This is a genomic window from Capnocytophaga sp. oral taxon 902 (genome assembly GCF_013394735.1).
Lineage (GTDB): Bacteria > Bacteroidota > Bacteroidia > Flavobacteriales > Flavobacteriaceae > Capnocytophaga > Capnocytophaga ochracea.
In genome coordinates, this window is the sequence record NZ_CP058261.1 from 1,987,220 (window position 1) to 2,003,309 (window position 16,090).

Annotated in this window: 13 protein-coding genes; 2 read left to right on the forward strand and 11 right to left on the reverse strand. The window is 40.8% G+C overall.

What is annotated here, in order from left to right:
• Positions 1 to 35: 35 nt before the first annotated feature.
• From HW278_RS08640 to HW278_RS08650, 3 genes are all read right to left on the reverse strand, one after another.
• Positions 36 to 2,327, reverse strand: coding sequence for an inorganic phosphate transporter (locus HW278_RS08640; protein ID WP_009411219.1), 2,292 nt, complete (start codon positions 2,325 to 2,327; stop codon positions 36 to 38).
• 125 nt (positions 2,328 to 2,452) lie between these two features.
• On the reverse strand, positions 2,453 to 2,929 hold the full coding sequence (locus tag HW278_RS08645) for a PIN domain-containing protein (RefSeq protein ID WP_048746920.1): 477 nt from the start codon (positions 2,927 to 2,929) through the stop codon (positions 2,453 to 2,455).
• Positions 2,926 to 3,195 (reverse strand): hypothetical protein, encoded by a 270-nt coding sequence (locus HW278_RS08650; protein WP_048746918.1) that lies wholly within the window; start codon positions 3,193 to 3,195, stop codon positions 2,926 to 2,928. The genes HW278_RS08645 and HW278_RS08650 overlap by 4 nt, the downstream gene beginning before the upstream one ends.
• 497 nt (positions 3,196 to 3,692) lie before the next feature.
• Between HW278_RS08650 and HW278_RS12840 the strand changes: the two genes are divergently transcribed.
• Complete coding sequence (locus tag HW278_RS12840) at positions 3,693 to 3,869, forward strand: hypothetical protein (RefSeq protein ID WP_009421082.1); 177 nt, start codon at positions 3,693 to 3,695, stop codon at positions 3,867 to 3,869.
• A 172-nt stretch (positions 3,870 to 4,041) separates the two neighbouring features.
• The gene (locus tag HW278_RS08655) at positions 4,042 to 5,484 is read left to right on the forward strand and encodes an arylsulfatase (protein ID WP_178977563.1); all 1,443 of its coding nucleotides are present in this window, start codon (positions 4,042 to 4,044) and stop codon (positions 5,482 to 5,484) included.
• Between the two features lie 112 nt (positions 5,485 to 5,596).
• Here the strand turns inward: HW278_RS08655 and HW278_RS08660 are convergent, their stop codons facing one another.
• The 8 genes from HW278_RS08660 to murD form a co-directional block, all read right to left on the reverse strand.
• Positions 5,597 to 6,880, reverse strand: a complete 1,284-nt coding sequence (locus tag HW278_RS08660; RefSeq protein ID WP_048746914.1) for an MFS transporter — start codon at positions 6,878 to 6,880, stop codon at positions 5,597 to 5,599.
• 144 nt (positions 6,881 to 7,024) lie between these two features.
• Positions 7,025 to 7,618 (reverse strand): thymidine kinase, encoded by a 594-nt coding sequence (locus tag HW278_RS08665; protein ID WP_178977564.1) that lies wholly within the window; start codon positions 7,616 to 7,618, stop codon positions 7,025 to 7,027.
• Between the two features lie 3 nt (positions 7,619 to 7,621).
• The gene (locus HW278_RS08670; RefSeq protein WP_178977565.1) at positions 7,622 to 8,641 is read right to left on the reverse strand and encodes a DUF3078 domain-containing protein; all 1,020 of its coding nucleotides are present in this window, start codon (positions 8,639 to 8,641) and stop codon (positions 7,622 to 7,624) included.
• 541 nt (positions 8,642 to 9,182) lie between these two features.
• Positions 9,183 to 10,892, reverse strand: a complete 1,710-nt coding sequence (locus tag HW278_RS08675; protein WP_178977566.1) for a 1-deoxy-D-xylulose-5-phosphate synthase — start codon at positions 10,890 to 10,892, stop codon at positions 9,183 to 9,185.
• A gap of 175 nt (positions 10,893 to 11,067) precedes the next feature.
• Positions 11,068 to 11,613, reverse strand: coding sequence for a CopD family protein (locus HW278_RS08680; protein WP_178977567.1), 546 nt, complete (start codon positions 11,611 to 11,613; stop codon positions 11,068 to 11,070).
• Between the two features lie 85 nt (positions 11,614 to 11,698).
• The gene (gene hemH / locus HW278_RS08685; RefSeq protein ID WP_178977568.1) at positions 11,699 to 12,730 is read right to left on the reverse strand and encodes a ferrochelatase; all 1,032 of its coding nucleotides are present in this window, start codon (positions 12,728 to 12,730) and stop codon (positions 11,699 to 11,701) included.
• Between the two features lie 25 nt (positions 12,731 to 12,755).
• Positions 12,756 to 13,988 carry an FtsW/RodA/SpoVE family cell cycle protein gene (locus HW278_RS08690; protein WP_178977569.1) on the reverse strand — a complete coding sequence of 411 codons (1,233 nt, stop codon included), beginning with the start codon at positions 13,986 to 13,988 and terminating at the stop codon, positions 12,756 to 12,758.
• 2 nt (positions 13,989 to 13,990) lie between these two features.
• A complete protein-coding gene (gene murD / locus HW278_RS08695; RefSeq protein WP_111972968.1) occupies positions 13,991 to 15,325 on the reverse strand; it encodes a UDP-N-acetylmuramoyl-L-alanine--D-glutamate ligase in 1,335 nt (444 codons plus the stop codon).
• Positions 15,326 to 16,090: the final 765 nt, after the last annotated feature.

Below are 16,090 nucleotides of genomic sequence, written 5' to 3' on the forward strand. Positions count from 1 at the left end.
AAAATTAATTTAGTTACCTCTTTTTTATATCTTCATTATTTCTTCCCTGTTACTTGGGTGATAAGGTTCATTTTCTTCTTCTTATTTTGCTGTTTTTGGTATTCATCGAACTGCATTAGCAGGTTGTTATTAGCACGGATGAGCGCATTGGTTTCTAATAAAATACTAAAATATAATTTAGTAGTTTTATGACTGGTTTCGGTAGTGCGAATACGGTCGATTTGTTTTTGTACCATCTTTGACACTTCGTTTTTCAACACCTTACAATCTTCGAAAATTACGTGTAACTTGTTATAGTCTGAACCTTTGAATATTTCGGCTTCTGCCTTAAACACATCTTCCATCTTATCGGAAATGTATTTTAAGTCACGTAGCTGATTAAATTTGAGGTTCTTGTGATTGTTGTTTACGTGTTCATAACTATTGAGTGTGATAGCCGTGAGACATTGTGCCATATCCTGCAAACAGTCCAAAATAAGGATATAAAACTTGCTGGACGCCACCGAACTTTCATTCAGCGATTTTATAAAGTAGTACACATTACCTTTCAGCTCATCGAGTTCTTTTTCGAGCTTTTTAGCATTCTTTTTGTTTTTGGTGAGTTTGCCTAAATCTTGAGTGCCGAGATTCTTCACCACTTTGCTATAAAGCTGGTCGATGCGGAAAATCGTTTCGGATACATAGTTAGAGCTTTCTTTGATGACACCGCCAATGGTAGCCAAGTCGGCACGCTCAAAGCGTTTTCCTTGTGCTTTGGCTTTCTGTTTATTGCGGTAGATAATTGCGTTGCGAATGAGTACAAAGCCTACTACCATTATCATCACAATAAGCCCAATCACGCTTCCGTAATACAATATGCCTGCTACTAAAAATGCCCCGATAAAGGCAACAATAGCCGTTAAAAACCAACCGCCGATTACGTTCAGTACCCCTGCCACGCGATATACAGCACTATCGCGCCCCCAAGCTCTATCAGCAAGGGAAGAACCCATCGCCACCATAAAGGTTACATAAGTAGTAGAAAGCGGGAGCTTAAAGGAAGTACCAATGGCAATCAAACTACTGGATACCACGAGGTTGATAGCAGCACGTACGAGGTCGAAAGCAGGAAGGTCTTCTTCTTTTACATTAGGGTCAGGTTCAGGTTTTTCAAAACGGTGATCTATTTTGTTGCTAATGGACTTTGGCATTATGAAGTTCACGGCATTGGCACAAATCACTGTAATACGCACCAAGAATCGCGATAAGAAGTTAGAAGAAAACTTCTCTTCACCTCCTTCGTTCTGACGAGATAGATTAACGCCTGTATCAATCACGTGACGTGCTTTTTTGGAAAACCAAAGGGTGAGAATCATCACAAAACCGGTGAGCAATAACAAGGCGGTAGGAGTAGAGATTTGCCCATCGGCTAAAGCACCCATTAGCAAGCCGTCGTGAGCTACTCCTGAATTATGCCATATATCATACGACTGATAAGCTGCTACGGGTACCCCTATGAAGTTCACTAAGTCGTTACCCGCAAAAGCCATTGCCAAAGCAAAAGTACCGCTGAGGATAATTACCCTAAAAATATTTACTTTCATACGGATAAGCACTTGTGAGAGCACCGAATAGAAAATAAAACAGCCTATGAGTAGCGGCACTATATTCGTGTCTATCCACGCAATGGCTTCTTTAGGAATGAAAGCGACATCTTTGAGTCCTTTAAAGATAATGAAGTAGGAAAGCCCCGTAAGCGAGAGCCCGCCGAACACGCCTCCTACATATTTTACATTTTCTTGATATTTAAATGAGAATACTAATCGGGCTAAGTATTGTACAATCGTACCGACTGTAAAGGCGATGGCTACCGAGGTGAAAATACCGGTGATAATTTTGCCTGCTTCGCTTGTATTGATATAGTTGAAAGCGTTAAAAAGCGATTCGTCACTCATAAACGTTTTGATAGTGGCGACACACATCGCAGCGCCCAAGAGTTCGAATACGATAGAAACGGTTGTGGAAGTAGGTAGACCGATAGAGTTGAAGAGGTCGAAGAGGAGGATATCGGCAAGAATAACCGACATAAAGATAACCATTACCTCATCGAAATAGAAGAGCTGAGGGTTAAAGATGCCTTTACGTGCGATTTCCATCATTCCGCTAGAAAAGACGGCACCAATGGCTACCCCCACGCTGGCGACTATCATAATGGTGCGAATGGTGGCTACTTTGGAGCCTACGGCAGAGTTAAGAAAGTTAGCTGCATCGTTACTCACACCCACCACCAAATCGATAACGGCGAGCACCAAGAACACGAACAGCATAAAGATGTACACCTGTTCCATAACACTATATCAGTTTTATGGGGCAAAGATATGAATAATTTGTCAATTAGACAATTTGCTGATTAGTAAATTTAAGAGGAGGTTTATTGATGTTTTCTTAGTTATATAAATATGAGGAACTAAGGTTATTTTTTATTTTGAGAATCTTTTGGTAGAGGAGATACTTTTTTATAGATATTGGTTTTTAATTCTTGTGTAGAAATACATATATCGTAGCCCATTTCTTTTAATCTTTTAGAAAGGATGTTGTCACAAGTCCATATTTTATGTCCCTTTTCAAAGTGTAAAGCTATAAAAAGATAATCGTCGGGGTCTATATTTTTGGCTATTTTACTTGCTTTCTCTCTATTTTGTTTTTTTATATCTTTTAATTCGTAGAAAGTAATGTTTTGGGTAAATTCTTTCAATAAAACGTTTGCCTTTCTTTTAGTGAGAAGGTTGTCTTTCATAATTTCGGGCAAATGTTCTTTAACTTCTTCTAATAGAAAAGAGGGGGCTATAAATTGTAACTTATTCTTCTTGTTTTTAAGAATAGAGGCTATTACGCCATTAGGGGTGTAAAAGCAACTGAAAATGATATTGGAGTCGGAAATGACTATCATATTTTATGTTTTTTTTCTTCTTTGGCGATAGCAGCTTCCCAACGTTTGGTCATATTGCGATTTGCTTGTTTTGACATAGCCATTATTTTATCTTTAAATTTTAGAGGGATTCCGTTTTCATCTTCCTCTAAAACTTCGGAAGTAGCTGTTACATTTTTTTTGGATTCTTTTTTCTTAGTAACTTTCACAAAGTCAAGAGTCTTAAGGTAATTTATTACCTTTAAGGCTTCAGGATTATTACTGTTTATAGTTGCTATGTAAGACATAATGTTTAAGTATTTTTTATTTGTATGAGGCAAAGGTAGTAATAAATTAGGAGACTGGCAAAAAATGGGTTAGGTTTTACTAATTGAGGGTTAGTAATTGGATTTTTTGGAGTATCATAAGATACCGAAAGATAACGGAAGAGGTGATACAGGTAAAAAGTAAAAGGTAAGAGGTAAAATGGGTATGGTTAGCTTATAGAGAGCTTATAGGAAGCTTATACGAATCTTGGACGATTGGTATAGAAAGGGTATATAAATAGTTGATTCATAATATGATATAATAGGGGTAAAAATGTTAAAAACAGGGTTTCGAGACGAAAGAAAGAGGAATAGGCACTAGGCCTTAGGTCATAGGCACTAGGAGGGAGTGTGACGGAAAAGGGAAGAGATAATTAGAGAATTAGCAAATTAGAAAATTAGTAAATGGGGAAGTATGAGGTCTTAGGCAATAGGCAGTAGGGGAGAAACCTCCCCCCTAGCCCTCTCAATGAGGGGGAATGTGGCGAGTCATTTATTCGGTAAGCCCCCGAACCCCCGAAGGGGGACAAGCTGGAAAAGGAGACAAACCTCCTCCTTTACGCATACTCTGCTATCTTTGTGCACATACTCAGTTGTCGCTGGCTATCTTCAAAAGGGAAATTGTAGCGACCAAAGGGGAGTTATCAGATGTTTGAGAGAGACTCGCAGGAGAGGGACAATAGAGACGTAAGGGGAGTTGTGGTGATGATCATATCGGACTAATGTTGATTAATGTGAGTTTGATAGTCTATTTTATTGCTAATTGTAAATTGTTTTGTATCTTTGTCGCATTAATGATTAACCATTTATAACTCATTATTAACTATTATGAAACATTTACTATTAAGCCTTTTAGCTTCCTTATGCACCATAGGAGTCAAGGCACAAGAAAAACTTCCTAATGTTATCTTTATTTTGGCTGACGATTTAGGTTACGGCGATATAGAGCCTTACGGTCAGCAAATTATCAAAACACCCCAACTCAGCAAACTCGCTGATGAAGGAATGAAGTTTACTCAGTTTTATACAGGTACATCTGTGTGTGCGCCCTCTCGCGCTTCGTTTATTACAGGGCAAACTACGGGTGAAACGCACATACGCGGTAATGAAGAAGTGCGTGAGCCAGTAGATGGGCAAGCACCTTTACTTGCTAACGACCCATCGGTAGCACAACTTTTTAAGAAAGCAGGCTATAATACGGGTTGTTTTGGTAAATGGGGTTTAGGTATCGTTCCTTCCGAAGGGAATCCGCTAAAACAAGGGTTTGATACTTTTTTTGGTTATAACTCGCAGTTCCGCGCTCATCGCCGTTATCCTGCTTTCTTGTGGCACGACAATGAAAAGGTGCTCATTCCCGAAAACGGAAACTATGAGCGCCAAGAGGTTTATGGCGAAGACCTCATACAAGAAAAAATATTGGATTATATAGGCAAACAAACAGCTGAAAAGCCTTTCTTTATGTGGCTTACTTATACACTCCCACACGCCGAATTGGTAGTGCCTCACGACAGTATTTACGCTTCGTACGAATATCTTCCCAAGAAACCTTATAAAGGGGTGGATTACGACAAGATTACTCCTAAACCTTTTGGCTGGGCAGGTTATATGTCGCAACCGCATACTTATGCCACTTATGCGGCTATGGTGAGTCGGTTAGACAAATATTTGGGAGAAATACGCAAGCTCCTTAAAGTTAAAGGGCTTGATGAGGATACCCTTATCATCTTTGCGAGCGACAATGGGGCACATCGCGAAGGTGGTGCTGACCCTAAGTTCTTCAACTCCTCAGCAGGATTGAGAGGTATTAAACGCGACTTGTACGAAGGCGGTATACGTACCCCTTACATTGTGTATTGGAAAGGCAAGATAAAGGCAGGTAGCGTAAGCGACCACATAGGGGCTTTTTGGGATATGATGCCTACCTTTGCTCAGATTACGCATCAGAAGTATGTGCCTAATAGGCATCAGGTGTCGTTTTTACCTACGCTTTTAGGGAAGAAACAACAGCAACAGCATAAATACCTTTATTGGGAGTTTCACGAAATGGGAGGTAGACAAGCAGTGCGTTATAAAAACTGGAAAGGAGTACGCCTAAACGTGAATAAAGATAAAAACGCTCCTATTGAGTTGTACGACCTTACTACTGACCCTGCTGAACAGCACAACCTCGCCGAGAAATATCCTAAGATAGTGAAGAAAATAGAGCGATTTATGGAACAAAGTCATACACGCTCAGAGCTCTTTCCTTTTGATTGGGAGACAAAGAAATAAAACTTACTAAGGAGGAAGAAAGATAACTTAAAAGCCTTTACCTAATCAGTATTTAGGTAAAGGCTTTTAAGTATGAGTATTATAGACTTTAAAAATGCTCTAAGAAGTAGGTTTAATGAGCTTTTTCATCTATTTTATTCTGCTTGGAGTCATAAGTAAAAGGCACTTTCCAAGTGATTAATAGTGCAGGAATAGTGCAAATCATTACCAATAAGAAGAAGTGTTGATATCCTAAATATTTACTGAGGAAACCACTAATCATACCAGGAACCATCACTCCTAAGTTCATCAGGCTATTGGCGAAAGCATAGTGAGCCATTTGGTATTTACCAGGAGCTATTTGTTGCATCATAAAGAGGGTAAGACCTACGAAACCCAAACCATAACCAAAGTACTCACCTACAATTCCCAAAGCGATAGTAGGCAAGTGAGAGGGCAAGAAATAAGCAAAAAGTAGATACACTACAAATGGAATATTAAAAGCACACGCCAAAGTGAAAAGAGCTTTGCGCAACCCTACACGAGAGACGAAATAGCCAGCTGAAATAGAGCCTACAATAAAAGCAATAACTCCCGCAGTACCGTATACTAAGCCATATTCTTGTTCGGTGAGCCCTAAGCCTCCTTTATCAGTTTTAGCAATGAGGAAAAGAGGAGCTATCTTCATAGCTAATCCTTCTGCAAAACGGTATAAGAAGATAAAAAACAAATAATAAAAAATATATTTCTTTCGGAAGAAAGCTACAAAAATACCCCATAGTTCTTTCATTTTTACATTAAAATCACCAGCTTGCTGAGGTTTAGTATCTTTTGGCAAAGCATAAAGGTGATATAGACCTACGAGACCTAAAATAGTAGCACAAATACTAAGAATCAGTTGCCAAGAAGCAATTACACTCATACCTTTTGCTTTTACGAGCCAACCTGCTAAGAAGATAAGACCACCATTGGCAAGCACTTTTGCTAAGTTGTAGAAAGCACCTTGCCAGCCAGAATATACACTTTGGGTAGCTGTGTCCAATTGTTCCATATACATTCCGTCACCTGCAATATCGTGAGTAGAACCGCTAAGGGCAATCACTCCTAATAAGGCTAAACACACAGTGAAAAAGTTAGGGAGAGGTAACGAAAAGACAATACAACCGAATAAAGCTGCTGATACTAATTCGGTAATGACAATATATTGTTTTTTAGTACCATAGAGCTCCATTATTACACTGATAATAGGTTTTAAAGACCAAGGTAAGATGAGTAAAGAAGTCCAAAAAGCGTTCTGGTCGTCAGGAATACCTAATCCTTTGAAGATAATAGGAAAAACTAATGAAAGCATCACAAAGGGAAGCCCCATAGCGAAATAGGTGGTAGGCACCCAAGTAATAGGATTTTTCTTTTTCATAATGGTTGTATTATATTACTTCATTTTAAAAATCAGACAAAAGTACAAAATAATTACAAATTGGCAAGTTAGCAGATTAGCAAGTTTGAAAATACCCTAAATATACCAAAATAACTTATCAATTAAGTACTTTAAGTGCGGTTATTATTCTTTTGTTTTCTTAGCATTCATTGCTTTATAGAAGGCAGCGCGACTGAGAGGCTCATAGCTATCGGCTTCTCCTAACAAGCGTTGCTGGTCGTTAGAAACTTTGCGAAAACTATAATTGGCGAGGTTGCCGGTACGTGTACAAACAGCGTGTACCTTAGTAACATACTCAGCAGTAGCCATCAAGAAGGGCATAGGTCCGAAAGGCTTTCCTTTATAGTCCATATCGAGTCCTGCTACGATTACACGTACCCCGCGATTGGCGAGCTCATTGCACACGTGTACTATCTCGTCGTCAAAAAACTGTGCTTCGTCTATACCCACCACATCGCAACCATCGGCAAGAAGCATAATGCTAGCGGCGGCTTCTACGGGTGTAGAAGGAATTTCATTGGCGTTGTGCGATACGATATTGGTATCATCATAACGCGTGTCGAAACTGGGTTTAAATATCTCTACCTTCTGTTTTGCAAATTGGGCACGACGTAATCGGCGAATCAGTTCTTCGGTTTTGCCTGAGAACATCGACCCGCATATTACTTCTATCCAGCCCGCTTTTTCGTTGTCGTTTACTGTATTCTCTAAAAACATCACTTAAAAAGTATATAATATTCCTACCCCTAATACCTGCTTGAATTGAGTGCGTGCTCCATAGTTGTGCACTTCGCCATTAGGTGTTTTGTAAGAAAAGAACTTCACATCGTCGTCGTATTTGATATGTACCCCTATACGCGCCTGCACGTAGCTATTTACCTTCAAGTTGAGATTAGTTTCCCAATCCACATCTATATTTCCGAAGTTTTTAAGGTAATCGCCATAGAAGTTAAAGGAAGTATTGAGTATCATATTCTCCATCACTTTCTTGTCCCAGCGACCGGACACTGAAAAACCGAGTTCGTTATGGGTACGCTTACCTTTCTTCAGAATAGTACCGTCAGGAGCACGCTGGGCTTTTTCTACCCCGAAAGCACCTTCATCGGCTAAACGTTGGTCGAGTACAGCAGTAGTTTTAAGCGTGATAGGCGAAAGGAAAATACTGAATTTTATCTTTGAAGGAGCATATTCAGTACCCAAACCAAAGGTGATATAAGCAGGGGCAAAGAATTTGGAGATAGGCTTTTCTACATCGGGATAGTTGTACCCGTTGCTGATTTGTGAAAGAAACTGATAGCGTGCCGTGTAATACCAAAACGACTGTGAGTCGCCTCGATAGCCAAACGATGAGATGAGTGAGAGTTTATCGTCGGTCTTGCGCACTTCGCGCCCTTTTTGAGCATTAATACCGTAGTTGATTTCTAATTCGTTGTCCCAAAAGAAAGTGCGTTCGGTATAACGGCGACGGAATTTGGCATTAAATATCCCCGAAATAGAACTTTCTCCTCCTGCACTCCAATTAGAAAAAGCTACCTCGCTCATATTAAGGCTCACTTGATTGAATTTGAACCATTTTTGTTGTGCTAATTTAAAACGGTTGAAAGTGAACTTTAACGCTTCGGTATCTTTCATTACTTTTACCGTATCGGACTTTACAGGGGCTTCGTACGTTCTTGCTTTGCGCACTTGCCCAAAAGCGGTAAAGGAGGTAAGAAACAGTAGAACAATGAGTTTTTTCATACAGAGAATCGTGCTAAATATTTCAGGGTGCAAAGGTAATGATAATTTGCTAATTTGGCAATTAGCAAATGAACTAATAAATGTAAAATGGAATGAATATAGCTGGTGAATGCTTGACAGACAAAGCGTAATGAAAATGTAATAGTAGGGGAGAGGTATAGAATGAGAAGTAATTATCAGATTAGCAAATAGGAAGCTTGACAGATTGCTGAAAAAATCTTAATGTTTGTTAAATGTATGTATTTTTTTCAATTATTAAAAAGAAAAATACAACTTAGTATCTTACACTGTAAAAACAGTTAAAATATTATTATTCAGTTAAATAAAAGATTTATCATACTTGTCTCTTCACCGAAGTTTAACCGAAGGAAGAGCGAACCTAAGACGAAGGAAAGACGAACCTAAGACGAAGGAAAGGTGTTAGTTAGTTGAAGGTCAATAGGAAGAAAGGGCTTTTAAAACTGTTGAGGAAAAAGTGTTAAAAACGTGAAAAGGTTGAAGAAAAAGCAGTTTTTGTTCTTTCACATATTGGCTTATTTTGTCAATCTGCTAAATCTCTAATTTTTAAAAACTCTTCTTTGAGCGTCTCTACTTTGCCGTGAGGAATAAAACTATCAGGGAGGGTGATGATTTTCAGCGGAGTGGTATAGCTGTGCTGGGTAGCAAATTCGGCTACGGCACTGCCTAAACCGCCTGTGCTTCCTTCTTCTACTGTGATTACTTTCTTATAAGAACGGAAGATATGATGTAGCATCGCCTCGTCCAAAGGTTTGAGAAAACGGGCATCGTAATGGGCATATTTTTCGGGTTCAGCAGTTTGATTGAGCTGTTGTTGTACATTTTCGGCAATGGCGCCAATGGTGAGTACGGCTATCTCGCTACCTTCTTTTAGCTGTTCGCCTTTGCCTATAATTAGCTGTTGGAAAGGTTGTTGCCAATCGGTTTGTGCACAACGACCACGAGGATAACGAATGGCAATGGGGTGCTTGAGCGATTGCTGAGCGGTATAGAGCAAATTGCGCAACTCGGTAGCATTACGCGGTGAAGCGATAATGAGATTAGGAATAGGGCGCAAGAATGCCATATCAAACACTCCGTGATGGGTGGCACCGTCTTCGCCTACGAGTCCTGCACGGTCTATACAGAATACTACGGGCAGGTTTTGGAGGGCTACATCGTGAATAAGCTGGTCGTAAGCGCGCTGTAAAAATGTGGAATATACCACACAGTACGGTATAAAACCTTGTGTAGCCCAACCGGCAGCAAAGGTAACCGCGTGTTGTTCGGCAATCCCCACGTCCATTACCCTATCGGGGAATGCCTTTTGCATAGCCGTGAGTCCGCTACCACTACTCATTGCAGGGGTGATGACAACTATCTTGGGGTTCTGCTGGGCGAGTTCGGTGAGGGTTTGCCCTACTACGTCTTGATATTTAGCAGGGAGAGCAGAGTTTTCAGGCAGAGGGTTGCCTGTGATTTTATCGAATTGTGAGGGGGAATGGAAAAATACTTGTGAGGCTTCGGCTTTAGGGTATCCTTTACCTTTGGTGGTGACAACGTGTAGGAGGCGCACTCCACGGGCTCGCTTTTCGGCTTTGAGTGCCGTGATGAGCGCGGTGAGGTTGTGTCCGTCTACTACGCCTTTGTAGGTAATCCCCAAAGCACTAAAAAAAGCACTGTGAGTAGCGTGTTCGGTTTTCAGTTGGGCAAGGTAATGAGAGAACGCTCCTACGGTGGGGTCGATAGCCATTGTATTGTCGTTCAGTATAATGAGCATATTGGCATCGGTGGTGCCTGCATAGTTCAGTGCCTCGAAAGCCATACCACTCACAATAGAAGCATCGCCTATCACGGCTATATGTTGTCGCTCTTTATCGCCTGCCAAAGCCGATGCCATTGCCATACCCAAGACAGCAGAAAGAGAGGTAGATGAGTGTCCCGTACCAAAAGCATCGTACTGACTTTCTGCACGTTTAGGAAAACCACTGATACCTCCACGCTCGCGTATATGTGTAAAATACTCGTTTCTACCGGTGAGGATTTTATGAGCATAACTCTGGTGCCCTACGTCCCATACTAGTATATCGTGAGGAGTATCGAACACATAGTGCAACGCAATAGTAAGCTCTACCACTCCGAGACTTGCACCTAAGTGTCCACCTCGTGTAGCAATAACCTCTATAATGCGGTTGCGGATTTGTTGCGCCAGAGCAGGAAGAGAGGTTATAGGAGTATTTTTTAGTTGTTGCATATTAAGCTTACGCTATAGAAATTCAACAAAGAAATTAAAAAGGATAAGGTTTGTGCCTTAGAAATCAAACAAATCTATTCAAATCAAACAATTAAAAAAGAAGTGTAGCTTGTATTTGAAACTTTGGCTAAGTTTGCGACGCACTCATTGGCTAAAATGTTAATTTTCAAATATGCTAATTCTTTCCTTTATTGACCAATTTCACTACTAACATTATCAGAGCCCCCATTACTACAAAAGCTATTAAAGAAAAATACCAATAGGTGATGAATAAGCCTTTTAGTATCACGGCGAATACCACCACAAAGAGGATAATTGTCGCTACTTCGTTGAGCATTCGCAGTTGTACCGAAGTAAGAGAGGCGCGCCCCGCTTGGAGTCGTTTCATTATGCGCCAAGAATAGTAATGATATACAAACAAAAAGACGACGAATAGCAGTTTGACGTGAAACCATCCTTGTTTAATAAGCGTGCAGTCGCCACCGTCGTATAGCATATAGAGTCCGCTAAGAGTCATCAGCACCAGTGCCGGCACGGTAATGATATTCCACAAGCGCTCTTCCATAAAGCTGAATTGTTTGTGGAGAATTGAGCGTTCGGGGTCATCTTTTTCCAAGGCTTCGGTGTGATAGATAAATAGTCGCACCATATAAAAGAGTCCTGCGAAATAGCTCACTACAAAGATGATATGTATGCTTTTAGCAATAAGGTAATCAGTCATTAGAAATATTTTAAGCGTTTCAGATTACAAAGATAGGAATTAATTAGCTAAAATAGAAAAAGAAGTCGTCCGAAAAGTTTTAATCTTATCTTTCATCTCTTGTCTCTTCATTAATCCAAGAGGACAGAGCTTGTACCCACAGGTCGGAGTCGTTGAGGCAGGGAATCATTTTAAAATTTTCGCCACCATTTTTGCGGAAAGATTTACCTCCTACTATTTCTATTTCTTCAAGAGTTTCTACGCAATCGACGACAAAGGCAGGAGCGATGACTGCTAATTTTTTTACACCATTTCGGGCAAGTTCTATAATTTTATCGGAAGTGAAAGGGGTAATCCACTTATCCTTCCCCAAACGCGATTGAAACGCTTGTGAGTATTTTCCTTTTTCTAATCCTAACTTTTCTGCCAATAAGCGAGTAGTCTCAAAACAATGACTTCGGTAGCAGTGTGTTCCTTCTTCGCTGTAAGGGTCGCAACAAGTTACACCTTCTACAATGTGTTTGTGTGCAGAGGTAGGTGTGGTTTTGTAGAGATGGCGCTCGGGTACACCGTGATAAGAAAAGAGCAAATGGTCGAAAGGAGCTGTCCCTAAATGAGCGCGTACGACCTTTGCTAAAGCCTCGATATACTCGGGGCGATGGAAGAAAGCAGGAAACTTAGTGAGACGCATATTAGGATAAGAGGTTTTGATGAGTTTTTCGGTGAGGACTTCAATGGTTTCGGTAGTAGCCATTGCGTATTGAGGATAAAGAGGAATGAGGAGTACTTCATCAACTCCTTTGCTGTGTAATTCTTTTAGTGCATTGGCGATACTTGGGTTGCCATAGCGCATTGCTAATACTACGGGTACAGAGACTTTACGCTGTACTTTTTCAGTAAGCCAACGACTAATGACAATGAGAGGAGAACCTTCGCTCCACCATATTTTTTGATAGGCTTTACTGGTTTTGGGTGGACGCGTATTGAGAATAACCCCGTGTACCAAAGCATAGCGCAATAGGTAAGGCAGGTCGATGACGCGTTCGTCCATTAAAAATTCTTTTAGATATCGTTTGACGTCTTTTATTGCGAAGGAATCGGGTGATCCTAAATTTACGAGTAATACTCCTTTGGGCATTTTTAGTTAAGTGAAAAGTTAAAAGTTAATCGCCTGTGCGGTTCGCATTTTTCATTTGTCTGAGAGCGCTTTCAGCGAGTTCTTCCTCTACGTCGGCTTCGGGTTTGTCTTTCTCCATCTTACCATCTTTGCGTTTTTGGGCACTTACGGAGAGAATACACCCTAAGGCTAAGCACGTCATCCATAGTGATGTACCCCCACTACTGATGAGAGGTAGGTTCTGCCCCGTTACGGGAAAGAGTTCTACTGCTACTCCCATATTAATGATTGCTTGCAAGAGTATTGGGAAACCTAAGCCTAATACTAATAACTGCCCGTAGAGGGTAGGTGCTTTTTGTGAGATGACTACAATGCGAATGAGCAGTAGTATGTAAAGCACCATTATAACGATAGCTCCTAATGAGCCATATTCTTCGGTGATGATAGCATAAATAAAGTCGGAGGAACTTTGGGGGAGGAAGTTTTTCATTGTGCTTTTACCTGCTCCTTGTCCCATTATACCTCCTTTGGCAATAGCCATTTTGGAACGTTCTATCTGATAGCCTTCTTTGTTGTCCTCGCCTCCCATAAACGATTCGATACGACTCATCCAAGTATCTACCCTATTGGGGAAAGCTTCGGGGAAGGCTTTTACTACTAATAAGAAAAGTGCAAGGAAAACAATTGCAATGCCTATAGCTGAAAAGATATGTTTCATTGGGAAACGACCCAAGAAAGTGAGCATCAGCACTGAGCTGAGGATTAGCATTGCGGTAGATAGGTTAGAAAGAAGTACTAAGGCTGTAATCACTCCTACGGGCATCCACAGGGGTAAAATAGTTTCTTTGAAAGACAGTTTTTTGCCGTAGTTTTTAGCTAAATAAGAAGCTACATAAGCCATCAGCATTACCATTGCAAAGGTGGAGGGCTGAAAAGAGAAACCCCCTACGCTGAGCCATCGGCTGGCGTTTGCCCCTTCGATGGTGCTCCCTGAAAGGTTTGCAAAGATGAGTAGGAGCACCGCTAAGATGAGCCCCAGTTTAGAAGCAGGACGGAAAAAACGATAAGGTGTACGATGCACGATATAAAGAGTGAGATAGCCGACCCCTACAAACACCAAGTGCTTGATGAGGTAGCCAAAAGGAGTGCCCTTACCCACTACATACACTAAGTTGGTACTGGTGCTGTACACCGCCAAGAAGGAGAAGAGGGTAAAGACGAGTATGAGCGCCCAAAGGGTTTTGTCGCCTTTGATATGTGAGGCTATCCATTCGCGCATTATTACAGTTTCTGAACAGCTGCTTTAAAGAGGTCTCCGCGTTCTTCGTAGTTTTTAAAGAGGTCGAAGCTGGCGCAAGCGGGGGATAATAGTACTGTATCGCCTTCTTGAGCAAAACCTTGTGCTAATTTTACAGCTTCGTCCATTGAGCGGGTTTCGACAAGCGTGCCTATTGTGTTGTGAAACGATTGAATAATAGGGGAATTATCGACTCCGAGACATACAATAGCTCTTACTTTTTCGTGTACATAAGGCAAAAGAGAGTTATAGTCGTTGCCTTTGTCTTGTCCGCCAACTATCCACACGATAGGAGTTTTAATGGTGTCGAGAGCGTAGAATACTGAATTTACGTTAGTAGCTTTAGAGTCGTTTACGTAAGTAACACCATCTACTACTTTCACCTCTTCGAGGCGGTGGGGAGCACCTTTAAAGCCTTTAAGACTTTCGCGCAATGAGTTGTTGCGGATATTTACTAAGCGGGCAGCTACACTTGCTGCCATTGTATTTTTAATGTTGTGCTTGCCACGAAGGCTAATTTCTTCAACGTCGATTTCAGTAGTTTGATTCTCTAACATAATGTATATTTTATTATCTTTTAAGAAAGCTCCTTGTGGGAGTTCTTTCTCTATAGAAAAAGGTATGAGTTTAGATTTTATAGTATGGGTGCTGAGCCACTGTGTAATTACCTCGTCGTCGGCATCATAGATAAGGTAATCATTTTCAGTTTGGTTCATCGCGATACGGAATTTAGAGTTGATATAGTTTTCGAACTTATAGTCGTACCTATCGAGATGGTCAGGAGTTATGTTAAGCAACACGGCGATATGGGGGGCGAAATGCTCTATGCCGTCTAACTGAAAACTACTGATTTCGAGTACATAATACGGTGGATTTTTGGTAGCTACTAATTCGGCGAAGCTATAACCTATGTTTCCGCCAAGTCCCACTTGCAATCCCGCTTCTTTGAAAATGTGATAAGTGAGCAAGGTGGTAGTGGTTTTACCATTACTACCTGTGATGCCTACAATGAGGCTATCGGTATATTGGCTTGCAAATTCTATTTCAGAAATCACAGCAATGCCTTTTTCGTGAGCTTTTTTGATGATAGGTGCTTTATCGGGGATACCTGGGCTTTTCATAATCACATCGGCTGAGAGAATTTTCTCTTCGGTGTGTGTGCCTTCTTCCCACTGAATGCCTTCTTTGTTAAGAGTTTCGCGGTAGTGAGGTTTTAGGGAGCCTTTATCGGAAAGGAATACTTCCCAGCCTTTTTGTTTACCGAGAATGGCAGTTCCTACACCACTTTCACCACCTCCTAATATTACTAAACGTTTCATTGATAAAACCTCGTTTTGTTGAGGTGCTTATTATTTTTGGGCAAAGGTACAAAACAAATAGGAATTAGCAAGGGAGAAAGCAAAAAAAAATAAATAATGACAGAAATGAGGAAATGAGGAAATGAGGAAATGAGGAAATGAGGAAATGAGGAAATGAGGAAATGAGGAAATGAGGAAATGAGGAAATGGGGTAAATACCAATAATGCCAGAAATACTAATAATTAACTTTGGCAAAGGTGCGAGCCGCACAGGCAAAAACTTTGGCAAAGTGTGTACCCCTAAAAGTGACACAGCTGAGCTTTCGGAAGGAAACGGAGAAGTTCGGAAGAGAGGAGGGGGAGTTTTTGATAAAAAAAGGGTGTAAGGAGGGTGGGGTTAGCTTATAGAGAGCTTATAGGAAGCTTATACGAATCTTGGACGATTGGTATAGAAAGGGTATATAAATAATTGATAAATAGCATAATACAGCGACACAAAAAACGGTAAAAACGGGGTTTCGAGGCGAAAGAAAGAGGAAGAGGTGCTAGGCCTAAGTCCATAGGTGCTAGGATATAACCTCCCCTAGCCCCCTCCCAAGGGGGAATGTGGTGACAGAAAAGAGAATTAGCAAATTAGAAAATTTGGAGATTAGTAAATTTTTTGGGGGAGTTTAGAGGGAATGTGCTGGAAAAAGAGGATTAGAGAATTTGGAGATTAGTTGGAAAGACTCAGAAAGACTTCTTTCTTTATTCACTTACTCGGCTACTACGGATAACTCTTAGAGA

What these genes read in the sequence shown, in the direction of transcription:
- HW278_RS08640 (WP_009411219.1), bottom strand. Translation starts at nt 2,327, where the DNA reads ATGGAACAGGTGTACATCTTTATGCTGTTCGTGTTCTTGGTGCTCGCC.
- HW278_RS08645 (WP_048746920.1), bottom strand. Translation starts at nt 2,929, where the DNA reads ATGATAGTCATTTCCGACTCCAATATCATTTTCAGTTGCTTTTACACC.
- HW278_RS08650 (WP_048746918.1), bottom strand. Translation starts at nt 3,195, where the DNA reads ATGTCTTACATAGCAACTATAAACAGTAATAATCCTGAAGCCTTAAAG.
- HW278_RS12840 (WP_009421082.1), top strand. Translation starts at nt 3,693, where the DNA reads ATGTGGCGAGTCATTTATTCGGTAAGCCCCCGAACCCCCGAAGGGGGA.
- HW278_RS08655 (WP_178977563.1), top strand. Translation starts at nt 4,042, where the DNA reads ATGAAACATTTACTATTAAGCCTTTTAGCTTCCTTATGCACCATAGGA.
- HW278_RS08660 (WP_048746914.1), bottom strand. Translation starts at nt 6,880, where the DNA reads ATGAAAAAGAAAAATCCTATTACTTGGGTGCCTACCACCTATTTCGCT.
- HW278_RS08665 (WP_178977564.1), bottom strand. Translation starts at nt 7,618, where the DNA reads ATGTTTTTAGAGAATACAGTAAACGACAACGAAAAAGCGGGCTGGATA.
- HW278_RS08670 (WP_178977565.1), bottom strand. Translation starts at nt 8,641, where the DNA reads ATGAAAAAACTCATTGTTCTACTGTTTCTTACCTCCTTTACCGCTTTT.
- HW278_RS08675 (WP_178977566.1), bottom strand. Translation starts at nt 10,892, where the DNA reads ATGCAACAACTAAAAAATACTCCTATAACCTCTCTTCCTGCTCTGGCG.
- HW278_RS08680 (WP_178977567.1), bottom strand. Translation starts at nt 11,613, where the DNA reads ATGACTGATTACCTTATTGCTAAAAGCATACATATCATCTTTGTAGTG.
- hemH (WP_178977568.1), bottom strand. Translation starts at nt 12,730, where the DNA reads ATGCCCAAAGGAGTATTACTCGTAAATTTAGGATCACCCGATTCCTTC.
- HW278_RS08690 (WP_178977569.1), bottom strand. Translation starts at nt 13,988, where the DNA reads ATGCGCGAATGGATAGCCTCACATATCAAAGGCGACAAAACCCTTTGG.
- murD (WP_111972968.1), bottom strand. Translation starts at nt 15,325, where the DNA reads ATGAAACGTTTAGTAATATTAGGAGGTGGTGAAAGTGGTGTAGGAACT.